This is a genomic window from Aeromonas sp. SrichE-2G (assembly GCF_017939565.1).
Lineage (GTDB): Bacteria > Pseudomonadota > Gammaproteobacteria > Enterobacterales > Aeromonadaceae > Aeromonas > Aeromonas taiwanensis.
Map to the genome: position 1 here is coordinate 26,812 of NZ_JAGKRG010000020.1, position 20,684 is coordinate 47,495.

The 20,684-nt window shown below is 64.7% G+C and carries 16 protein-coding genes; 8 read left to right on the forward strand and 8 right to left on the reverse strand.

The genetic code is table 11. The annotated features are described in order from the left end of the window. Positions 1-72: 72 nt before the first annotated feature. Entirely contained in the window at positions 73-1,602 is a 1,530-nt protein-coding gene (gene gpmM, locus J9885_RS14395) for a 2,3-bisphosphoglycerate-independent phosphoglycerate mutase (protein WP_210549861.1), read from the forward strand. 8 nt (positions 1,603-1,610) lie between these two features. Further along, a complete protein-coding gene (locus tag J9885_RS14400) occupies positions 1,611-3,005 on the forward strand; it encodes a peptidoglycan DD-metalloendopeptidase family protein (protein ID WP_210549862.1) in 1,395 nt (464 codons plus the stop codon). 113 nt (positions 3,006-3,118) lie between these two features. Here the strand turns inward: J9885_RS14400 and J9885_RS14405 are convergent, their stop codons facing one another. Continuing rightward, positions 3,119-3,769 carry a Qnr family pentapeptide repeat protein gene (locus J9885_RS14405; protein ID WP_210549863.1) on the reverse strand — a complete coding sequence of 217 codons (651 nt, stop codon included), beginning with the start codon at positions 3,767-3,769 and terminating at the stop codon, positions 3,119-3,121. An 85-nt stretch (positions 3,770-3,854) separates the two neighbouring features. On the opposite strand from J9885_RS14405, the gene J9885_RS14410 reads away from it, so the two are divergent. Next, positions 3,855-4,862 carry a substrate-binding domain-containing protein gene (locus J9885_RS14410; protein WP_043763365.1) on the forward strand — a complete coding sequence of 336 codons (1,008 nt, stop codon included), beginning with the start codon at positions 3,855-3,857 and terminating at the stop codon, positions 4,860-4,862. A gap of 69 nt (positions 4,863-4,931) precedes the next feature. On the opposite strand, the gene J9885_RS14415 is transcribed toward J9885_RS14410, so the two are convergent. The 3 genes from J9885_RS14415 to J9885_RS14425 are packed head-to-tail and all read right to left on the reverse strand — an operon-like array spanning position 4,932 to position 7,949. Next, a complete protein-coding gene (locus tag J9885_RS14415; protein ID WP_043763368.1) occupies positions 4,932-5,573 on the reverse strand; it encodes a bifunctional 4-hydroxy-2-oxoglutarate aldolase/2-dehydro-3-deoxy-phosphogluconate aldolase in 642 nt (213 codons plus the stop codon). A 9-nt stretch (positions 5,574-5,582) separates the two neighbouring features. Beyond that, positions 5,583-7,379, reverse strand: coding sequence for a phosphogluconate dehydratase (gene edd, locus J9885_RS14420; RefSeq protein WP_210549864.1), 1,797 nt, complete (start codon positions 7,377-7,379; stop codon positions 5,583-5,585). Positions 7,380-7,439: 60 nt separating this feature from the next. Continuing rightward, positions 7,440-7,949: a gluconokinase gene (locus J9885_RS14425; RefSeq protein ID WP_043763373.1), complete on the reverse strand. Its 510-nt coding sequence runs from the start codon at positions 7,947-7,949 to the stop codon at positions 7,440-7,442. A gap of 165 nt (positions 7,950-8,114) precedes the next feature. On the opposite strand from J9885_RS14425, the gene J9885_RS14430 reads away from it, so the two are divergent. The 4 genes from J9885_RS14430 to J9885_RS14445 all read left to right on the forward strand — a co-directional run bounded on the left by J9885_RS14430 (position 8,115) and on the right by J9885_RS14445 (position 15,435). Beyond that, a complete protein-coding gene (locus tag J9885_RS14430; RefSeq protein ID WP_231557827.1) occupies positions 8,115-9,476 on the forward strand; it encodes a GntP family permease in 1,362 nt (453 codons plus the stop codon). 152 nt (positions 9,477-9,628) lie between these two features. Continuing rightward, positions 9,629-10,978 carry a CDP-diacylglycerol--serine O-phosphatidyltransferase gene (pssA, locus tag J9885_RS14435; RefSeq protein WP_043763376.1) on the forward strand — a complete coding sequence of 450 codons (1,350 nt, stop codon included), beginning with the start codon at positions 9,629-9,631 and terminating at the stop codon, positions 10,976-10,978. Between the two features lie 250 nt (positions 10,979-11,228). Further along, entirely contained in the window at positions 11,229-13,298 is a 2,070-nt protein-coding gene (gene recG, locus J9885_RS14440) for an ATP-dependent DNA helicase RecG (protein WP_210549865.1), read from the forward strand. 58 nt (positions 13,299-13,356) lie between these two features. Next, a complete protein-coding gene (locus J9885_RS14445) occupies positions 13,357-15,435 on the forward strand; it encodes an AsmA-like C-terminal region-containing protein (protein WP_210549866.1) in 2,079 nt (692 codons plus the stop codon). Between the two features lie 56 nt (positions 15,436-15,491). Here J9885_RS14445 and J9885_RS14450 read toward each other — a convergent pair whose 3' ends face one another. Beyond that, a complete protein-coding gene (locus J9885_RS14450) occupies positions 15,492-16,400 on the reverse strand; it encodes a bifunctional GNAT family N-acetyltransferase/hotdog fold thioesterase (RefSeq protein WP_043763380.1) in 909 nt (302 codons plus the stop codon). A 173-nt stretch (positions 16,401-16,573) separates the two neighbouring features. Here J9885_RS14450 and J9885_RS14455 point away from each other — a divergent pair, with 173 nt between their 5' ends. Further along, positions 16,574-17,230 (forward strand): methyltransferase domain-containing protein, encoded by a 657-nt coding sequence (locus J9885_RS14455; RefSeq protein ID WP_246876966.1) that lies wholly within the window; start codon positions 16,574-16,576, stop codon positions 17,228-17,230. Positions 17,231-17,257: 27 nt separating this feature from the next. On the opposite strand, the gene dtd is transcribed toward J9885_RS14455, so the two are convergent. The 3 genes from dtd to typA form a co-directional block, all read right to left on the reverse strand. After that, a complete protein-coding gene (gene dtd / locus J9885_RS14460; protein WP_043763382.1) occupies positions 17,258-17,695 on the reverse strand; it encodes a D-aminoacyl-tRNA deacylase in 438 nt (145 codons plus the stop codon). Between the two features lie 129 nt (positions 17,696-17,824). Further along, a complete protein-coding gene (locus tag J9885_RS14465; RefSeq protein WP_210549902.1) occupies positions 17,825-18,697 on the reverse strand; it encodes a virulence factor BrkB family protein in 873 nt (290 codons plus the stop codon). A gap of 173 nt (positions 18,698-18,870) precedes the next feature. Then, complete coding sequence (typA, locus tag J9885_RS14470) at positions 18,871-20,682, reverse strand: translational GTPase TypA (protein WP_043763388.1); 1,812 nt, start codon at positions 20,680-20,682, stop codon at positions 18,871-18,873. Positions 20,683-20,684: the final 2 nt, after the last annotated feature.

A 20,684-nucleotide genomic window follows, 5' to 3' on the forward strand; every position in this document is an offset into this window, starting at 1 on the left:
TTCGGCAGATGTAGTAATATTACGCTAGTTTCACTTCCCGCAATTCATTCCTATCCGAGAGGACATAGCCTTATGTCAACAGCTAAGAAACCGCTGGTTCTGGTCATCATGGACGGTTGGGGCTACAGCACCAAGCAAGAGCACAATGCCGTCGCTGCCGCCAAGACCCCGAACCTGGACCGCCTGGCCCGTGACTACACCAGCACCCTGATCTCCGGCTCCGGCCTGGACGTGGGTCTGCCGGACGGCCAGATGGGCAACTCCGAAGTGGGCCACGTCAACATCGGCGCCGGTCGCATCGTCTATCAGGAGCTGACCCGTATCTCCAAGGACATCCAGGACGGCCCCTTCTTCCAGAATGTCGAGCTGGCCAAGGCCGTTGACGCCGCCGTGACCAAGGGCAAGGCCGTGCACATCATGGGGCTGATGTCCCCGGGTGGCGTCCACAGCCACGAAGAGCACATCATGGGCATGATCGAGATGGCCGCCAAGCGTGGCGCCGAGAAGATCTACTTCCACGCCTTCCTGGATGGCCGCGACGTGCCGCCGCGCTCCGCCCAGTCTTCCATCGAGCTGTTCGACGCCCTGTTTGCCCGCCTGGGCAAGGGTCGCTTCGCCTCCATGATCGGTCGTTACTACGCCATGGACCGCGACAACCGCTGGGACCGCGTACAGCAGGCCTATGACCTGATGACCCAGGGCAAGGGCGAGTTCACCGCCGCGTCCGCCACCGAAGCCCTGGCTGCCGCCTACGCCCGCGACGAGAACGACGAGTTCGTCAAGGCCACCCGTATCGGCGACGCTGCACCGATGGAAGATGGCGATGCGCTGATCTTCATGAACTTCCGTGCTGACCGCGCCCGCGAGATCACCCGCGCCTTCGTCGACACCGACTTCACCGGCTTCGTCCGCACCACCACCCCGGCCCTGAACTTCGTGATGCTGACCGAGTACGCGGCCGACATCAAGACCGCCTGTGCCTACCCGCCCACCGCCCTGGTGAACACCCTGGGTGAATGGCTGGCCAAGCAGGGCAAGACCCAGCTGCGCATCTCCGAGACCGAGAAGTACGCCCACGTCACCTTCTTCTTCAACGGCGGCGAAGAGGCCTGCTTCACCGGTGAGGATCGCGAGATCGTCGCCAGCCCGAAAGTGGCCACCTATGACCTGCAGCCGGAGATGAGCTCCGAAGAGCTGACCGACAAGCTGGTCGGCGCCATCAAGAGCGGCAAGTACGACGTCATCATCTGCAACTACCCGAACGGCGACATGGTCGGCCACACCGGCGTATTCGATGCTGCGGTCAAGGCCTGTGAGGCCGTCGACCACTGCATCGGTCGCGTCACCGACGCCCTGGCGGAAGTGGGTGGCGAGTGCCTCATCACCGCCGACCACGGCAACGCCGAGAAGATGATGGACGAAGAGACCGGTCAGGCTCACACCGCCCACACCAATCTCCCGGTTCCCCTCATCTACTTCGGTCGCAAGGCCGAGGTGGTGGAAGGCGGCAAACTGTCCGATCTGGCCCCCACCATGCTGACTCTCATGGGTCTTCCCGTGCCGCCGGAAATGACTGGCAAGCCCCTGATGATTCTGAAATAATCCGCCCCATGCGGGGATGCGAAGCTATTTCACAGAAAACCAGTCGCGTCGGCCTGTTGGCCGGCGCGCTGTTTTTTTGCCTGATCGGTACTCAGGCCCAGGCTGCCAACCAGCAGCTTGGCGCCATGCAGTCCCAGATCAAGGAACAACAGCAGACTCTCAAGCTCAGCAAGCAGGAGCTGGCCAAGCTCAACACCCAGCTCAAGGCCGATGAGCAGGCTATCTCGGCCGCCGCCGCCAAGCTCGATCAGACCAGACTGCAGCTCAGGCAGAACCAGCAGAAGCTGGTCGGCCTGCAGCAGGACAAGCTGGCGCTGGAGCAACAGGCGAAACATCAGAAGCAGTTGCTGGCCAAGCAGGCGGAAAGCGCCTTCCAGGCGGGCAACCACGATTACCTCAAACTGCTGCTCAACCAGCAGGATCCGGCCAAACTGAGCCGTGCCCTCGATTATTTCGACTACCTCAACAAGGCCCGCATCGAGGCCATCGACGCCCTGCGTGCCACCCGCGACAAGCTGGCCAAGAATCAGCAGGCCACCAAGGAGACCGAGAACCGTCTCCAGACCCTGCTCGGCGAGCAGCAACAACATCACCAGAGCCTGCTGGCCAGCCAGCAGAGCCGCGCCAAGGTGCGCAACCAGTTGCAGCAGTCGGTGCAAAACGATGAGCTGAAACTGACCAGGCTGGTCAAGGCGGAGAAGGCGCTGAAGGCGCGGCTGGAAGAGCTGCGTCGCCAGCGGGAAGAGCAGGAGCGCCGCGAGCGGGCCGAGCGGGAGCGTCTGGCCAAGATCAAGGCCGAGCAGGAGCGCCAGCGCCGCCTCGAGGCGCAGCGTCTGGCCGCCGAACAGAAGCGCCTCGCGGAGCAGCAGCGGATCGCCGCCCAGCAGCGTCAGGTCGGCGAGCAGCAACGACTCGCCGCCGAACAGCGCAGAGTCACAGCACAGCAGGACAGGGTGGCGGAGCAGCAGGCGGCCGCCCGCAAGAGCGCCAAGGCGAGCAGCGGCTACGGCGGACTCAGCACGGGTGGCAACCTGCGCTGGCCGGTCCAGGGCCCCATCCTCATCTCCTATGGGTCACCGCGCACCGCCGAGCTGAAGTGGAAGGGCACCCTGATCGGTGCCAGCGAAGGGACCCAGGTCAAGGCGGTCGCGCCGGGTCAGGTGGTCTATGCCGACTGGCTGGACGGCTTCGGCATGCTGCTGGTCATCGACCATGGCAAGGGCTACATGAGCCTCTATGGCCACAATCAATCGCTGCTGCGCCAGGTGGGGCAGAACGTGGAACAGGGTGAGCCCGTGGCCCTGGTCGGCGACAGCGGGGGCCAGGAGCGCGCCGGCCTCTACTTCGAAATTCGCTACCAGGGCGAGGCCATCAACCCGACCAAGTGGCTGGCCAGACGCTGACCCCCGGATCCTCACAACGAAAAGCCTGCCTTGCGCAGGCTTTTTTCATGGTGAAGGGCACTGCCGCCACGGACAACGTCCTTTGATGAAAAATTACCTCTTTTTCCATCCCCTCAGGGGAAGACGACAAGCCCGATCTGCTCCAGCAACCCCTGCTGCTGCTCTTCATTGATTTGCACTCCGGTGAGGTCGACCCGACGCAGATCCAGCCCGGGCAGATCACACTGGCGCAGATCGCAGCCCTGCAGGTTGAAGCTGGTCCACTCCAGCTGGCCGAACTCGGAGCCACTGAGATCCGAACCCGCCAGGGACGCCCCCAGCAGGCTGGCCCCCTGCCAGCGATTGCCACTCAGCTCGCACCGCTCCAGCAGGCAGTGCTCGAAGTTCGCGTAGCTGAAGTTGTTCCCGGTGAGATGGGCCTCGCAGAAGTAGCTTTTGGCGGTGATCCGGTTTGCAAAGCTGGCGTGGGCGAAGTTGATCCCCATGGCCTGGCAGTCCCGCATCTCCAGCCCCAGACACTGGCTGCGGCCGAAATCCGCCAGGGTCAGATCGCAGCGCAGAAAGCTCGCTTCCCGCAAATCGCAGCCCTGGAACAGGCAGCCCAGCTCCCGCTCCCTGTCATAGAAGCTGCAGTCGACGAAGCGGCTCTCGGCCAGATCCAGCCAGGAGAAGTGGCAACCGAGGAAGCGGCACCCCTCAAACTGCTCCCCCTCCACCTCCTGCTGCTCGAAGCGCACGTCCGCGAAGCACTTGTCCCTGATCATCCCGACCCTCCCGGTGGCGTCATATGCTGACATTGTTGTGCAAAAACGGTAATGTTACCTGTAACATTTACTGCCGGATCCCCAGATGAACGACACCCGCAAGCGCCGCCCCACCCTGCAGGACATCGCCGACCTGACCGGCGTCACCAAGATGACCGTCAGCCGCTACCTGCGCGATCCGTCTGCCGTGGCCGAGGGGACCCGTGAGCGCATCGCCGCGGCGGTGGAGGAGCTTGGCTACATCCCGAACCGGGCGCCGGACATGCTCTCCAACGCCACCAGCAAGGCGATCGGCATCCTGATCCCCTCCCTCTCCAACCAGGTCTTCTCGGCGGTGATCCACGGTATCGAGGCGGTGACCCGGCCCGCCGGCTACCAGACCCTGCTCGCCCACTACGGCTACAGCCCGGAGCGGGAGGAGGAGCAGGTCGCCTCGCTCCTCTCCTACAACGTGGACGGTCTCATCCTCTCCGACACCCAGCATACCGAGCGCACCCGCAAGATGATCGCCACCGCCGGCATTCCGGTCGTGGAGACCATGGATCTGCCCCTCTCCCCCATCGACATGGTGGTGGGCATGGATCACCGGGCAGCTGCCCGGGCCATGGTAACAGAGATGCTGCGGCGAGGACGGCGCAAGGTGATCTACCTCGGCGCCCGGCTCGACGTGCGGACCCAGCTGCGGATGGAGGGCTACTACCAGGCGATGGCCGATTTCGGCCTGACCGGCCAGCACCTGCTGACCGAGCAGTCCTCCAGCTTCACCCTGGGGGGAGAGTTGCTGGCCCAGGCCATGGCGCGCTTCCCCGATCTCGACGGCCTGTTCTGCACCAACGACGACCTGGCGGTGGGAGCCCTGTTACAGTGCCAGGCCAGGTGGATCCCGGTCCCCCAGCAGGTGGCCATCGCCGGCAGCAATGCCCTCGACATCGGCCACGCCATGACCCCCAAGCTCGCGAGCATCGTCACCCCCCGCGAGGCCATCGGCCGCGAAGCCGCCATCATGCTGCTGGCCCGCCTCGGCGGGGCTGCGCTACCCGAGCGGTGCAAGGACATGGGCTTTTCCCTTTACGAGGGGGAGAGTCTGGGCTGATCTCCCGCCGCCAGATATGAAACAGGCCACCCTGGGGTGGCCTGTTGCATTGCGAACGACGCCTCGCGCTTAGCGCTTGACCAGTTCAACCGCTTCGCGGGAGAGGCGGGTCACCTCCTCCCAGTTGCCGCTCTTGACGGCCTCTGCTGGCAGCATCCAGGAGCCGCCCACGGTGGCCACGCATTTCAGCGCCAGGTAGTCCGCCACGTTCTTCGGACCGATCCCGCCGGTGGGGCAGAACCGTACCTGGGGCAGCGGCGCTGCGATGGCGGAGAGCGCCTTGGTGCCGCCGTTCGCCTCGGCCGGGAAGAACTTCAGGTGGTCGTAGCCCGCTTCCAGCGCCTGCATCACCTCGGACGGGGTGGCCACGCCCGGGATCAGCGGAGCCGTGCTCTTGGCCGCGTGGGCCAGCAGGGCCGGGGTCATGCCCGGGGAGATGACGAAGCGGGCACCGGCGGCGACGGCGGCGTCAAACTGCGCGCAGTTGAGCACGGTACCGGCCCCGACCATGGCTTCCGGCATCGCCTTGGCGATGAGGGCGATGGCGTCCAGCGCCACCGGGGTACGCAGGGTGATCTCGAACACCGAGATGCCGCCGGCCAGCAGGGCCTTCGCCATCGGCAGGGCCTGATCCAGGTCGTTGATGACCATCACGGGTACCAGGGGGGAGGCGGCAAACACCTCGGCAGGGGTCACTTTCCAGTTCTGCATAGCTCTTCCTTAGTCAAAGATGGTGGCGCCACACTCGGCGCTCGATACCGCGCGACGCATCACGCTGAACAGTTCACGGCCCCACCCCTCTTGTTCCAGGGTGAGGTCGATCTCGGCCTGGGTGCGGCCGCTCAAATCGGTCAGGCAGTCGAGGCTGCCGGTCACCGCATCCACCCGCAGCAGATCGCCATCCTGCAACAGGCCGATGGCCCCGCCGTGCAGTGCTTCCGGGGTGACGTGGATGGCGGCCGGGATCTTGCCGGAAGCGCCGGAGAGGCGGCCGTCGGTGACCAGGGCCACCTTGTGACCCGCCTTCTGCAGGTTGCCGAGTACCGGCATCAGTTTGTGCAGCTCTGGCATGCCGTTGGCCGCCGGGCCATTGTGGCGCACGACGATGACGGCATCCTGATTGAGATCTCCCGCCTTGTAGGCTGCCTCCACCGCGTGCTGGGAGGAGAAGACCCGGGCCGGTGCCTCGATGACACGGTATTCCGGGGCGACCGCAGAGACCTTGACCACGGCGCGGCCCAGGTTGCCGGAGAGCAGCTTGGTGCCGCCGGTCGCCTGGAACTCGCTGCCGGAGGGGGAGAGCACGGTCGGATCCTGGCTCTCGCCCACCGGCTGCCACACCAGCTTGCCATCCACCAGCGCAGGACGAGTAAGGTAGTCCGCCATCTCGCCGAAGACAGGGGTGGCGTCCAGGTGGATCAGGTCCGCCTCCGCCAGACGGCGCATCAGGCCGGGCACGCCACCCGCCTGCTCGAAGGCGTTCACGTCGGCCGGGCCGTTCGGGTACATGCGCACCAGGAGCGGCACCACGTCGGAGAGATCGCTCAGGTCATCCCAGGTCAGTTCCAGGCCGGCGGCGCGGGCCAGCGCCACCATGTGGATACTGTGGTTAGTGCTGCCGCCGGAGGCGAGCAGGGCCACCAGGCCGTTGACCAGGGCGCGCTCGTCCACCACCTCGCTCAGGGGGCGATAGGCCGGGGAGCCCGGGATCATGGCGCTGATGCGACGAGCCGCCTCTTCCGTCAGGGCGTGGCGCAGTTCGCTGTGGGGGTGAACGAAGGCGGAGCCCGGCAGCATCAGGCCCATGGCCTCGAACACCAGCTGGTTGGTGTTGGCGGTGCCGTAGAAGGTACAGGTGCCCGCCGCGTGGTAGGCGCCGCACTCCATCTTCAGCAGGGCATCGCGGCCCACTTCACCGGCAGCGTACTGCTGGCGCACCTTCACCTTCTCGTCGTTGCTGATGCCGCTGGCCATGGGGCCGGCGGGGACGAAGGCGGTGGGCAGATGGGCGTGGGAGAGCGCCCCCATGATCTGGCCCGGGGCTATCTTGTCGCAGATGCCGAGCAGCAGGGTGGCGTCGAAGGTGTTGTGGGAAAGGGAGACCGCGGTGGCCTGGGCGATGAGATCCCGGGAGAAGAGGGACATGTCCATCCCCGGTTGGCCCTGGGTCACGCCGTCGCACATGGCGGGGACGCCGCCGGCGACCTGGGCGCTGTGACCCAGCTCGGCCAGCGCGCCCTTGATGATGTCCGGGTAGCCCTGATAGGGCTGATGGGCGCTCAGCATGTCGTTGTAGGCGCTGACGATGCCGACGTTGGCACGGGTCATGTCGAGGATGCGCCCCTTCTCGTCACAGCTCGAGGCGGCCACGGCGTGGGCCAGGTTGCCGCAGGAGAGGGAGGCGCGGGTCTTGCCCTGCTCGGCCTGGCGCTGGATGCGGGCCAGGAAGCGGGCGCGGCGGGCGGTGCTGCGCTCGCGGATGCGGTCGGTCACCAGGGTGATCACGGGATGGGTCATAGCTATCTCTCCAACTCTATATACGGGCGCGTTCGGCAGTGACCGGGCGCGCGACATGGCTCATTGCGCCTGCTGCAGCGCGGTGACGGCACGGTCGACGACCTGCTCGAAGGTCCCGTCGATATCGATGCGGAAGACGCCGGCCTCGCCATCCGGCCGCTCCAGGGTATCAAACTGGCTCTGTACCATGGCTTCGCGCATGAAGTGACCCTGCCGTGCCCGCATCCGCTCGAGAATGAGGGACTGGCTGCCATCCAGAAAGAGGAAGTGTACCGAGTCGTTGCCCTCGCGGATCTGATCGCGGTACTGCTTCTTGAGGGCCGAGCAGACGATGACGCCGAGCTCGTTCTTGCGCTCCAGGCTGTAGGCCGCATCGCGGATCCGTTCCAGCCAGGGGGCCCTGTCTTCGTCGTTGAGCGGGTTGCCCGCCGCCATCTTCTGGATGTTCGCGCGAGGGTGCAGATCATCGCCGTCGATGAACTTGGCGCCCAGGGCATTGGCCACCTTGAGGCCGATGCTGGACTTGCCGCTGCCACACACACCCATCACGATAATGCACTTGCCCGCCATTATTTGACCTCTCTCTCACTTTTCAAAAAACGTTCGCCTGATGGGTTCTAAGCTACCACGTTACCGGTAACATGTTACCGGTAACGTTTCGCAATGTGAAGTGCAGCACAGAATTGTGCAGAACAACAACTAGAACCATTTGAGGACAACTTTATGGACGGAGCAATGAACACACCCGATGTCACCTATCTGCTCTCGGTAGCGGGCGGAGCCATTGTCATGTTGCTGGTGCTGATCATGCGATTCAAGGTGCATGCCTTCGTGGCATTGACCCTGGTCAGCATGCTGACAGCCCTGGCCACCGGGGTCACCTATGACCAGGTGATCCCCACCATGCTGACCGGTTTCGGCGGCACCCTGGCCTCGGTCGCCCTGCTGGTCGGCCTCGGCGCCATGATAGGCCGGATCCTGGAGATGACGGGGGGCGCCAAGGTACTGGCCGATACCCTGATCAACCGCTTCGGCTCCCACCGCGCGCCCTTCGCGCTCGGGATCGCCTCCCTGCTGTTCGGCTTCCCGATCTTCTTCGACGCCGGCCTCATCGTCATGCTGCCCATCATCTTCAGCGTGGCAAAGCAGTTTGGCGGCTCTGTCCTCAAATATGCCCTGCCCTCCGCCGGCGCCTTCGCGGTGATGCACGCCTTCCTGCCGCCCCACCCGGGCCCGGTGGCCGCCAGCGAGCTGCTGGGTGCCAACATCGGCCTGCTCACCGTCGTGGGTCTGCTGGTCGCGCTGCCCACCTGGTATCTGGGTGCCTACCTGTTCGGCCTCTGGTCCGGCAAGAAGTTTGAACTGCCCCTGCCCCCGAGCTTCACCGCCAGTGCCGAGCAGATCGCTGACAAGGCGCCGAGCTTCGGCCAGGTACTCTCCATCCTGCTGCTGCCGCTGGTGCTCATCTTCATGGATACCGGCCTCAACACCCTGAGCGTCATGGGCGTCATCGACAAGAGTGCGGACTGGGTCAACGTGCTGCGCATGGTCGGCAAGACGCCGGTCGCCCTGCTCATCACCGTGCTCTACGCCCTCTGGATGTTCCGCCAGAGCCAGGGCAAGGTGCAGCTCGAGAAATTCTGTAACGACGCCCTGGCCCCGGTCTGTGCCGTCATCCTGGTGACCGGTGCCGGCGGCATGTTCGGCGGCGTGCTGCGTGCCAGCGGCATCGGCGCGGCCCTGGCCGACGTCCTCTCCGACACCGGCATGCCGGTGATCCTGGCGGCTTTCCTGGTCTCCGCCGCGCTGCGGGTCGCCCAGGGTTCCGCCACCGTGGCCCTGACCACCACCGCCGCCCTGATGGCGCCGACCGTGGCCGCCACCACAGGCCTGAGCGAGCTGGATCTGACCTTCATCGTCATCGCCATCGCCGGGGGCGCGACCGTGCTCTCCCACTTCAACGACTCCGGTTTCTGGCTGGTCAGCCGCTTCCTCAACATGGACGAGAAGACCACCCTCAAGACCTGGACCGTGATGGAGACGCTGCTCGGCACCATCGCCTTCCTCATCGTGGCCACGGCCAGCGCCATCTTCTAACCCGCCGACATCGGGGCCGCCTCTGCCGGCCCCGATGTGACTCTGCATCGACTTTTTACGGATTCTTGCTTGGGCCCATCGCCACAGATTGTTAGAATTGCCTATTCTTCGCCCCGAGTGGAACGCTTCATCCCGTGATTTCAGGCTTCTCTATGCATTCATCGGCACATTATCGACAGTTGCTGACCCGCTTACCCCAGATCGCGGTTGCCGCGGATCAGTTTCAGGTACTCAGCAGCGCCAAGGACTTCAAGAGCCGGATCCTGTCGCTCATCGCCCATGCGACCCAGCGCATCTACCTGATCGCGCTCTATCTGCAGGATGACGAAGCTGGACGGGAGATCCTCACCGCCCTCTATGCCGCCAAGCAGCGCAATCCCGCCCTCGACATCAAGGTCTTCGTCGACTTCCACCGCGCCCAGCGCGGCCTGATCGGCAAGGGCAAGCAGGGGGGCAACCACCTGATGTACCAGGCCATGGCCGCCAGCCACCAGCACCAGATAGAGATCTACGGCGTGCCGGTCAAGGGCCGCGAGCTGCTCGGGGTGCTGCACCTCAAGGGCTTCATCTTCGACGACACCCTGCTCTACTCCGGCGCCAGCCTCAACGATATCTACCTGCACCAGCAGGAGCGCTACCGCTTCGATCGCTACCACCAGATCACCAGCCCGGCCCTGACCCGCAGCATGGTCAACTATGTGGACGACGTCTTCCTCGGCAGCGAGGCCGTCCAGCGGCTGGATCGCACCGGCATCCCCGGTGCCAAACAGCTCAAGGGCCAGATCCGCCGCTTCAAGCAGCGCCTGCGCACCAGCCAGTATCGCTTCGAGAGCATCCCGGCCAACGACCGTGAGATCGCCGTGACCCCCATGGTGGGCCTGGGCAAGCGGGGCAACCTGCTCAACCGGATGATCCGCAACCTGGTGCGCGCCACCGAACGGGAGATCTTCGTCTGCACCCCCTATTTCAACCCGCCCAAGGAGCTGAACAAGGACGTGGAGGCGCTGCTCAGGCGCGGCTGCAAGGTGACGATCGTGGTGGGCGACAAGACCGCCAACGACTTCTTCATACCGCCGGAGGAGAAGTTCTCCACCATAGGCGGCCTCCCCTACCTCTACGAGACCAACCTGCGCAAGTTTGCCGAGCGCAACCAGCACCACATCGACAGCGGCCGTCTCAACCTGATGCTCTGGTGCTGCGAGAAGAACTCCTATCACCTCAAGGGGATCTTCGTGGACGAGGAGTGGGCCCTGCTCACCGGCAACAATCTCAATCCCCGCGCCTGGGCGCTGGATCTGGAGAACGGCCTGCTGGTGCACGATGAGCACCACCACCTGCGCGCGCGTTTCCGTGAGGAGCGTGACTGCATCCTGACCCACACCCGTCGCATCAGCCACTTCGACCAGATCGAGCAGATCAAGGACTACCCGGATCAGGTGCGCAAGCTGCTGGCCCGGATCCACAGGGTCAAGGCCCACCTGCTGCTCAAGCGCATCATCTGAGGCGCAGGCCAGCACTCTTGCTGCTGGCTGGTATGCCACAGGGTCAAGACCATCTCCTGCGCAAGCGCATCATCTGAGGCACAAGTGCCGACCCGGGCATCGCTGCTCGCCCAATCCATCACAAGGGCCCGTCGTCTTTCGGCAGGCCCTTGTCACATCCGGCCAGCGCCGGCTGCAACGCGGCTTGCATCCTGGCCTCAACAACCCCTATCATCTGGACATATTTACAGTGTTTTCGGGCATCTAATTGATGAAATTGGATAAAATCCCTCTCGACAGCCTCAAGGGCGTCGGCAGCAAGATGCTGGAGAAACTCGAGCGGCTGGGGCTGGCCACGGTGCAGGATCTCCTGTTCCACCTCCCCCTGCGCTACGAGGACCGCACCCAGGTGTGGCCTATCGGCGATCTGCCCCCCGGCCTGCACGGCGCCGTCGAGGGCGAGATCCAGGACACCCAGCTGGTCATGGGCCGCCGCCGCATGCTGGTGTGCCGCATCAGCGACGGCACCGGCAGCCTGACCCTGCGTTTCTTCAATTTCACCGCCGCCCAGAAGAACAGCCTGGCGGCCGGACGCCTGATCCGCTGTTTCGGCGAGACCCGCCCCGGCAAGTACGGTCTGGAGATGGCCCACCCCGAGTACAAGCTGCTCGGCGAGGAGCAGGCCGGCCAGACCGAAGAGGCCCTCACCCCCGTCTATCCGACCACAGAGGGGCTGCGCCAGCTCACCCTGCGCAGCCTCACCGACCAGGCCCTGGCCCAGCTCGACCTCTACGGGGTGGAAGAGCTGCTGCCCGCCGGCCTCTATCCCCAGCAGATCGATCTGGCCGCGGCCCTGAAGCTGCTGCACCGTCCGCCCCCCTCGGTGGCGCTGGCCCTGCTCGAGAGCGGCCAGCATCCAGCCCAGCAGCGGTTGGTGCTGGAAGAGCTGCTGGCCCACAACCTCTCGGTGCTCAAGGTTCGCGCCCAGGCGCAGACCCAGCTCTCCCGCGCCCTCAAGCCGGCACCGGCCCTGGTGGAGCAGCTGCTCGGCGCCCTGCCGTTCACCCCCACCGGCGCCCAGAGCCGGGTGGTGGCACAGATAAGCCAGGATCTGCAACGCAGCCACCCCATGATGCGGCTGGTGCAGGGGGATGTAGGCTCCGGCAAGACGCTGGTCGCGGCGCTGGCCGCCCTGCAGGCCATCGGCAACGGCTGTCAGGTGGGATTGATGGCGCCGACCGAGCTCCTGGCCGAGCAGCACGCCATCAACTTCGCCAAGTGGCTGGAGCCGCTCGGCATCCAGGTCGGCTGGCTGGCGGGCAAGCAGAAGGGCAAGGCACGGGAAGAGGCGCTGGCTGCCATCGCCGATGGCAGCGTCAAGATGGTGGTGGGGACCCACGCCATCTTCCAGGAGCAGGTGGTCTTCCAGCGCCTCGCCCTGGTCATCATCGACGAGCAGCACAGGTTCGGAGTGCACCAGCGCCTCGCCCTGCGTGAGAAGGGCGAGCGGGAGGGGGTGCATCCCCACCAGCTGATCATGACCGCCACCCCCATTCCCCGTACCCTGGCGATGACCGCCTATGCGGATCTCGACACCTCCGTCATCGACGAGCTGCCGCCCGGCCGCACCCCCATCACTACGGTCGCTCTGCCGGACAGCCGGCGGGGTGACGTGATCGAGCGGGTCAGGCTCGCCTGCGAGGAGGGCAAGCAGGCCTACTGGGTCTGTACCCTGATCGAGGAGTCCGAGGTGCTGGAGTGCCAGGCCGCCGAGGACACCGCCGCCGAACTGCAAAACTTGCTGCCCGGCCTGCACATCGGCCTGGTGCACGGCCGGATGCGCCCCGTCGAGAAACAGCGGGTGATGGAGGAGTTCAAGGCAGGCATACTGCAACTGCTGGTCGCCACCACCGTCATCGAGGTGGGGGTCGATGTGCCCAACGCCAGCCTGATGATCATCGAGAACCCGGAGCGACTGGGGCTGGCCCAGCTGCACCAGTTGCGCGGCCGGGTCGGGCGAGGGTCCGTGGCCTCCCATTGCGTGCTGCTCTATCACGCCCCGCTCTCCAAGACGGCCCAGAGCCGGCTCGGGGTACTGCGGGAGACCAACGACGGCTTCCTCATCGCCCAGCGGGATCTGGAGCTGCGCGGCCCGGGGGAACTGCTCGGCACCCGCCAGACCGGGCTCGCCGACCTCAAGATCGCCGACCTGGTGCGCGACCAGCCGCTCATCCCCCAGGTGCAGAAGATGGCGCGCTTCCTGATGGACAGGCATCCTGGTCATGTGGACCCGCTGATCCGCCGATGGATGGGGCTGCGGGACCATTACTCCAACGCCTGACCTGCGGAATCACTACCCCAACCCCTGAGAGACCAACAGACACAGGAGGAAAGCACTCATGAATTCCTGGCTACGCGGCCTGCTCTACACCCTCGCCTTCCTGTTGCTGTTCGTCTGGGTCGGCCTCGGCCTGTTCGACGCCGAGCGGGCCAAGGGCCCCATCGCCAACTGGCTCAGCCAGCAGACCGGGGTGCCCGTCACCATAGGGCGGCTGGTGTTCAACCCCCTGCACCCCTATACCCTGCTGGCGGAGCAGGTGCGCTACGGTGACGCCGTGCAGCTGGACAAGGTGTACCTGGAGATAGACCAGATAGACTGGCTGAACCGGGACGTGCGCATCGCTCACCTGGATCTCATCCGCCCCGTCATCAAGCTGCCGCTGCCCAACCAGTTGCCGACCCTGCCGGTCAACTCCCTCTCCATCAGCGACAGCACCATAGACAACCTGAGCCTGCAGAGCGAGGCCCTGACCCTGCGCGGCCTGAGCGCCACCCTGAGCGACTGGGAGCTGATCGACCCGAGACGCCAGCCCCAGGTCAACCTGACCCTGGGCATCAACCAGCTGGAGACGCCCAGGTTCACCCTGGCCCGTCTCAGCCTCAAGGGGCGGCTGGAGGGGCAGGTGCTGAGCACAGACAGGCTGAGCGCCAACCTGTTCGACGGCCTGCTCGAGACCGGCATGGTGCTGAACTGGCCAGAGCGCAGCCTGCAACTGCACGATCTCAAGGCAAGCGCCATGCGAGTCGAGCTCGGTGACATCCCGCCGGGCGAGTTCCCCCTGAACCGCATCACCCTGGATAGGGGCCAGCTTGCCCAGATCAGCATCAATGCCATCGAGCAGGAGCTCTCCCTCAACAACTTCAACGGCCAGCTCACCGCCTTCGACTGGCAGGCGGGCACCCAGCCGAGCGGTTACCTCGCCGGCACCCTGGGAGATCTCGGGCGCGGCCTGTTCCAGCTGGACGCCATCGCGGGCAAGCTCGCCTTCTCGCCCCGACAGCTCGATGCCGAGCTGCAGGGCAAGGCCTATGAGGGGGAGTTCAGCCTGGATCTGGCCCTCGACCCCCAGCAGCAGAGGCTGACGTTGAAAGACATGGCCCTGAGCGGCATGGACATCAGCCTGCCGCCGGGGTGGTGGCAGGATTGGCAGGGCTGGCGCCCGCAACAGATCGAGATCCGCAAGCTGGCGTTCGACCGCCTCAAGGTGCTCTCGTTTGACGACGCCATCCCCCTCTCCCTGACGGGCTGGCAGCTCTACCTGAGCGACCTCGCATTGCGGGGCAACCAGCCCTCCCCGCTGCTGGGCCGTGCCCGCATCGAGAGCAAGTGGTTCGAGCTGGTGTGGGACGGCCTCAGTGCCCGCAACGGGGCGCTGGACGGCGAGCTGACCCCGGAGGCCTGGCAACTCAACAAGCTGGCCAGCACGTTGCCGGATGAGGGTTCCCTCAGCCTCAGCGGCCAGTGGGGCAAGGTGCAGGGGCAGGAGAGCCGCGTGCAGGTACAGGGCAAGCAGCTGGACCTGGATCAGTGGGGCAGGCTGCTGCACGCCCCGGTGTCGCTCGCGGGCAAGCTGGATCTGACGGCGGATCTGCGGGCCGACCTCAACGGCCAGCCCGGCGAGGAGACGGCCAGCTGGCGCCGCACCCTGCAGGGCAGCCTGAGCCTGGAGAGCCAGGATCCCTTCTGGGACAGGGTTGCCATCGATCCCCTGCTGGATGCCTGGTTCAAGGAGCAGACACCGCCGACCCTGACGCCACAGGCGCTGTGGCAGGCGATGCAGCAAGGAGACACGCCCTTCTACCAGATCAAGCTGAACGCCAGGGCCGAGCAGGGCAAGGTGCGGGTCGAGCAGGGGGGAGCCTCCACCATCACCCACCTGCTGGCGCTGCAGGGTGGCGTCGATCTCGCCGCCGACCAGTGGCAGCTGGATCTCGGCATCCTGAACAAGGGGCGCTGCGCCGAACTGCTGGCCCGCTGGCGTGGCCCCCTCACGGATCCCGGCCTGGAGTGGCAGTTCCCCACCGGGCAGGAGGCCTGCGGCTGGGAGGCTGGCGTACGCTACCCGGCACAGGGGCGCAGCGGCCCGCTCTGGCGACCGCAGGCGCAAGCGCCGGCTCCCGCCACCGCCTCCCAATAACGAACAAGGCCACGCAATGAGGCCTTGTTGTCGAGAGGGGTGGAGCGCGGCCGGGATCAGCGACCGCCGCGTTTGATGGGTAGCACCACGTACTGGCCGACAAACTCCACCGCCAGCTTGCGAGCGCTGAACAACTGCACCCGCAGGCTGAACTTGGCAGACTCCCCTTCCCTGAGCGGTTCCAGCACGGCGGGCATTCCCTCCCGGGCCACCCGCGCCTCCGGTTCCTCGCTCACCGGTCTGTAGTATTTGATGTTGCCCTCGGCCAGCACTATGTCTCCCCCAAGGCCAGTCTCCTTGAGCTGCAACCAGATGAGGCCCCAACCCGCCAGCACGCACTGGCTGTAGATGCTGCCGGCGAACATGGTGTCGTGAACGTTGAGGTTGGCCGCCAGGTTCGCCTTGAGGTGGAAGGTCTGGCCGTCGTAGTGGGTGATGTGCACCCCCATCTTCTCGCTGATGGGGATCCCGCGCGACCAGCGGGTGGTGAGATCCTGGCACCACTCGGGGCGGTACTGGATCGTCTGCAACGGGCTCAGGGACTTGATCATCTGGCGGTGGGGAATGCGGCCGAAAGAGACGGGCCCCTCACCCACCTCGAGGAAGCCGCAGCGGCGATAGAACTCCACCGCCTCCTGGCGGGCGTTCATCACCAGCCGCTTCACCTTCTCGTCGCGAGCCAGCTGTTCGAGATCCTCCACCATGCGGGCCCCCAGCCCCTGACCACGGTACTCGGGGCGCAGCGCCATAAAGCGGATCTGGGCCTCGTCGCCGCCGACAAAGAGGCGGCCCACGGCGATGGGGGTACCGTCCTCGGTCAGCATCAGCCGGTGGACGGCGACCGTATCGTATTCGTCACGTTCGGAGCCAATCGGCAGGTTGAAGGGTTTGCGCAGCAGTTCCCAGCGCAACTGGTAGTAGGCATCCAGTTCGGCTGCGGTTTCAGGAGTGACTACCCGGTACATAAAGCGATCCTTGAGTTGGCGCCAACGGACAGACTGAAAGGCTTGCGCACCCATGCCTCGCAGCTCAATTGATAATGGGCATCCAGCTCCGCTGGCGTTTGGGGAGTAACCACCCGGTACATAACAACATCCTTGAGTTACACTGGTCGAAAGCCATCTTGCCGTGCAAATTCATGGACTTCAATCTGCAAGCGTACCAAGCCGACCACTTGTTGCACCTCAGCGCCAAGCCCGCGCGCCGCCTCTCTATCCTGGAAAATACCTGCCACCGCTGGCTGGAAATGGACGGCGTGGTGCAATCCGCCATGAGCCTCAGCCACCCGGCCAGCCTCTGCCTGCCCCATCAGAGGTGCATCGCCGATCGCCTGCCAGAGCAGGCAAACCGGATCCTGGAGCTCGGGCTGGGCGGGGGGGATCTCACCCGCCATCTGGCGGCGCGCTGGCCCGACGCCCACCACGACTGCGTGGATCTGGATGGGGAGATCCTCACCCTGTTCCAGCAGTTCTTCCTACCCCGGGCGGGAGGCGCTCCACGCCTGCACCATGCGGATGCACTGCACTTCCTGCAGCAGAGCCAGGAGCAGTACGATCTGGTGCTGCTGGATTTGTTCAGCCAGGACGGCAACCCCCTGCTGCTGTTTCAGGCTCCGCTCTATCAGGCGCTGGCCCTTCGCCTCAGTGGCACCCTCATCATCAACCTGCTGCCACGTACCCACCTGGAGCAAGCCCAGGCACTGCGACTGGCGGAGGAGTGGATTGGTCCCACCCAGACCCACCAGGTGCCCGGCTATCGCAACGTCATCCTGCACGCCACCAGCCGGCCGACCTAGCCGCCACCCTCTCTCGTCAGAGCGGGGCTAGACCTGCAGCCAGAACGTCACCGGGCCGTCGTTGAGCAGCCTGACCTTCATGTCGGCGGCAAAGCGGCCGGTCTCGGTCGGCATGCCGCTCTCCCTGGCGCGGGCCACGAAGTAGTCGTAGAGCCGCTCGGCCTCGCTCGGGTGCGCCCCGCCGGAGAAGCTGGGCCTCATCCCCTTCTGGGTGTCCGCCGCCAGGGTGAACTGGGAAACCACCAGCAGGCTGCCCCCGACCTGTCCCACGTTGAGGTTCATCTTGCCGTTCTCGTCGGAGAAGATGCGGTAACCACTCACCTTGTGCAGCAGCTTGTCCGCCTTGGCCTCGTCGTCCCCCTGTTCCACCCCGAGCAGCACCAGCAGACCCTGATCTATGGCCCCGGTCACTTCGCCCTCGACGGTCACGCTGGCCTCGGACACCCGCTGAATCAATGCAATCACGCCTCTCTCCTCTCATAAACGACACGACCGCCGCCGTCACAAGACGGGGCGGTCGTCGATGCTACCAATAAATGCCCTGCTCAGGCCAAGTCTTTCCCGACAGGGGGCAGGGGCGATGAAAGACCGGCGTCAGGCCAGCTCCTCGGTGCCCGGCTTCTCATATTCACCCAGACAGGCGGTGGTCTCCGCACCCAGCAGCACCACCAGCCAGCTCAGGTAAACCCAGACAAACAGGATAGGGATGGTTGCCAGGGCGCCATAGATGGCCTGGTAGGAGGGGAAGTTGGTGATGTAGATGGCGAAGCCACGCTTGGCCAGCTCGAACAGGGTGGCGGCCACCAGGGCGCCGATGAAGGCGTGGGTCAGCCGTACCCGGCAGTTGGGCACCACGGTATAGATCAGCAGGAAGGTGAGCACAGAAAACAGGAATGGCAGGCTGCGCAGCAGCAGGTAACCGATGCCGAACAGGCTGTCCGCGGCGAACAGCCTGAGGGAGAGGATATAGGAGGAGATGGCAAGGCTGGCCCCGATGAGCACGGGCCCCAGGGTCAGGATCATCCAGTACATGGCGAACGCCTGGGCCAGCGGCCGGCTCTGGGTGGAGCGCCAGATGTAGTTGAGGTTCTTGTCGATGGCCGAGATCAGCATCAGAGCCACCACGATCAGGGCGCCGATGCCGACCGCCGTGGTGTTGGTGGCGTTGGCCACGAAGCCGTCGATGTACTCCTTGAGCATCTCGCCCGCCGTGGGGACGAAGTTCTGATAGACGAACTGCTCGATCCCCTGCTTCAGGCTCTGGAACACCGGAAAGGCCGACATCATGCCGAACACCACGGCGATCATGGGCACCAGGGAGAGCAGGGTGACATAGGCCAGGTAACCGGCGGTGACCGTCAACCTGTCCTGCTGGAAGCGGCCCCAGACGAACTGGGCAAAGTGGGCGCCGTCGTGGCGCAAGAAGGAGAGGAAATGGGCCAGACGGCCGCGGTTCTGCTGCTGCATCTTGATTCTCGTAAGCGTCATCATGCAGTCATTGTGTCAGATAGGGTGGCCATTTGACCACCCGCCGGTCCGCCGGATGCGCCCCGCCTGGGTGTGGCAACGACCTAGCCTCCGTCTCGCGGCCATAAAAAAAGAGGCCCTGAGGCCTCTCTCTGTCTGTCGATGAACAGATATCAAGCACGGCCTGCGCGCTTGCGATCCAGTTCGGTCAGCAGCTTTTTACGGATACGGATGGCCTTGGGGGTGATCTCCACCAGCTCGTCGTTGTCGATGAACTCGAGGGCCTGTTCCAGGGTCATGCGGATCGGCGGAGTCAGCACCTGGGCTTCGTCGGTACCGGAGGCACGCATGTTGGTCAGCTGCTTGCCTTTCAGGCAGTTGACGGTCAGGTCGTTGGAGCGGGAGTGGATCCCGATCACCTGGCCTTCGTACACCTCGGTCGCGTGACCGATGAACAGACGACCACGGTCTTGCAGACCGAACAGGGCGAAGGTCAGGGCCTTGCCGGTAGCGTTGGAGATCAGCACGCCGTTCTGACGCTCACCGATGCTGCCACCCTTGTGCGGACCGTAATGGTCGAAGGTGTGGTACAGCAGACCGGTACCGGAAGTCATGGTCAGGAACTCGGTCTGGAAGCCGATCAGACCGCGGCTCGGGATGATGAAGTCCAGACGGACGCGACCCTTGCCATCCGGGGTCATGTTGGTCATCTCGCCCTTACGCAGGCCGAGCTGCTCCATCACGGAACCCTGATGCGCTTCTTCCACGTCCACAGTGACGGTTTCGAACGGTTCTTGCAGTTCGCCATTCACGGTACGCAGGATAACTTCCGGACGGGATACCGCCAGTTCGTAACCTTCGCGACGCATGTTTTCGATCAGGATGGACAGGTGCAATTCACCACGGCCGGAGACACGGAACTTGTCCGGATCTTCGGTCTCTTCCACGCGCAGGGCCACGTTGTGGACCAGCTCCTGGTTCAGACGCTCCAGGATGTTGCGGGAGGTGACGAACTTGCCTTCTTTACCGGCGAACGGCGAGGTGTTGACCTGGAAGGTCATGTTCACGGTCGGCTCGTCAACGGAGAGCGGCGGCAGGGCTTCGACGGCACTGTTGTCACAGATGGTGTCGGAGATCTTCAGCTCGCCCAGACCGGTGATGGCGATGATGTCGCCCGCTTGCGCGTCGGTCACTTCGGTACGGGACAGGCCCAGGTAACCCAGGACCTGGCCAACCTTGCCGGTACGGGGCTTGCCGTTGGCACCGACGATGGTGACCTGCTGGTTGGTCTTGACGCGACCACGGGTGATGCGGCCGATACCGATGACGCCCACGTAGGAGTTGTAGTCCAGCTGGGAGATTTGCATCTGGAAGGCACCGTCAACGTCAGCCTTGGGGGCTTCCACGTTGTCGACGATGGCCTGGAACAGGGGTTCCATGTTCTCGGACGGGACGTCCTGATCCAGGGTGGCCCAACCGTTCAGTGCAGAGGCGTAAACAACCTTGAAGTCCAGTTGCTCATCGGTGGCGCCCAGGTTGTCGAACAGATCGAAGACCTGATCCATTACCCAGTCAGGACGAGCACCCGGACGGTCGATCTTGTTGATGACCACGATCGGCTTCAGACCCTGGGCGAACGCCTTCTGGGTCACGAAACGGGTCTGCGGCATCGGGCCGTCAACGGCGTCGACCAGCAGCAGTACGGAGTCAACCATGGAGAGCACGCGCTCAACTTCACCACCGAAGTCGGCGTGACCCGGGGTATCCACGATGTTGATGCGGTAGTCGTTCCAGCGGATCGCAGTGTTCTTGGCGAGAATGGTGATGCCACGTTCCCGTTCCAGATCATTGGAGTCCATGATCCGTTCCTGACCTTCGCTGGTGCGATCCAGAGTGCCGGATTGCTGCAGCAGCTTGTCCACCAGCGTGGTTTTGCCGTGGTCAACGTGCGCAATAATCGCAATATTGCGTAAATTCTCTAACATTC

Coding starts and splice junctions, on each gene's coding strand:
- gpmM (WP_210549861.1), top strand. CDS start 73: ATGTCAACAGCTAAGAAACCGCTGGTTCTGGTCATCATGGACGGTTGG.
- J9885_RS14400 (WP_210549862.1), top strand. CDS start 1,611: ATGCGGGGATGCGAAGCTATTTCACAGAAAACCAGTCGCGTCGGCCTG.
- J9885_RS14405 (WP_210549863.1), bottom strand. CDS start 3,769: ATGATCAGGGACAAGTGCTTCGCGGACGTGCGCTTCGAGCAGCAGGAG.
- J9885_RS14410 (WP_043763365.1), top strand. CDS start 3,855: ATGAACGACACCCGCAAGCGCCGCCCCACCCTGCAGGACATCGCCGAC.
- J9885_RS14415 (WP_043763368.1), bottom strand. CDS start 5,573: ATGCAGAACTGGAAAGTGACCCCTGCCGAGGTGTTTGCCGCCTCCCCC.
- edd (WP_210549864.1), bottom strand. CDS start 7,379: ATGACCCATCCCGTGATCACCCTGGTGACCGACCGCATCCGCGAGCGC.
- J9885_RS14425 (WP_043763373.1), bottom strand. CDS start 7,949: ATGGCGGGCAAGTGCATTATCGTGATGGGTGTGTGTGGCAGCGGCAAG.
- J9885_RS14430 (WP_231557827.1), top strand. CDS start 8,115: ATGAACACACCCGATGTCACCTATCTGCTCTCGGTAGCGGGCGGAGCC.
- pssA (WP_043763376.1), top strand. CDS start 9,629: ATGCATTCATCGGCACATTATCGACAGTTGCTGACCCGCTTACCCCAG.
- recG (WP_210549865.1), top strand. CDS start 11,229: ATGAAATTGGATAAAATCCCTCTCGACAGCCTCAAGGGCGTCGGCAGC.
- J9885_RS14445 (WP_210549866.1), top strand. CDS start 13,357: ATGAATTCCTGGCTACGCGGCCTGCTCTACACCCTCGCCTTCCTGTTG.
- J9885_RS14450 (WP_043763380.1), bottom strand. CDS start 16,400: ATGTACCGGGTAGTCACTCCTGAAACCGCAGCCGAACTGGATGCCTAC.
- J9885_RS14455 (WP_246876966.1), top strand. CDS start 16,574: ATGGACTTCAATCTGCAAGCGTACCAAGCCGACCACTTGTTGCACCTC.
- J9885_RS14465 (WP_210549902.1), bottom strand. CDS start 18,697: ATGCAGCAGCAGAACCGCGGCCGTCTGGCCCATTTCCTCTCCTTCTTG.
- typA (WP_043763388.1), bottom strand. CDS start 20,682: ATGTTAGAGAATTTACGCAATATTGCGATTATTGCGCACGTTGACCAC.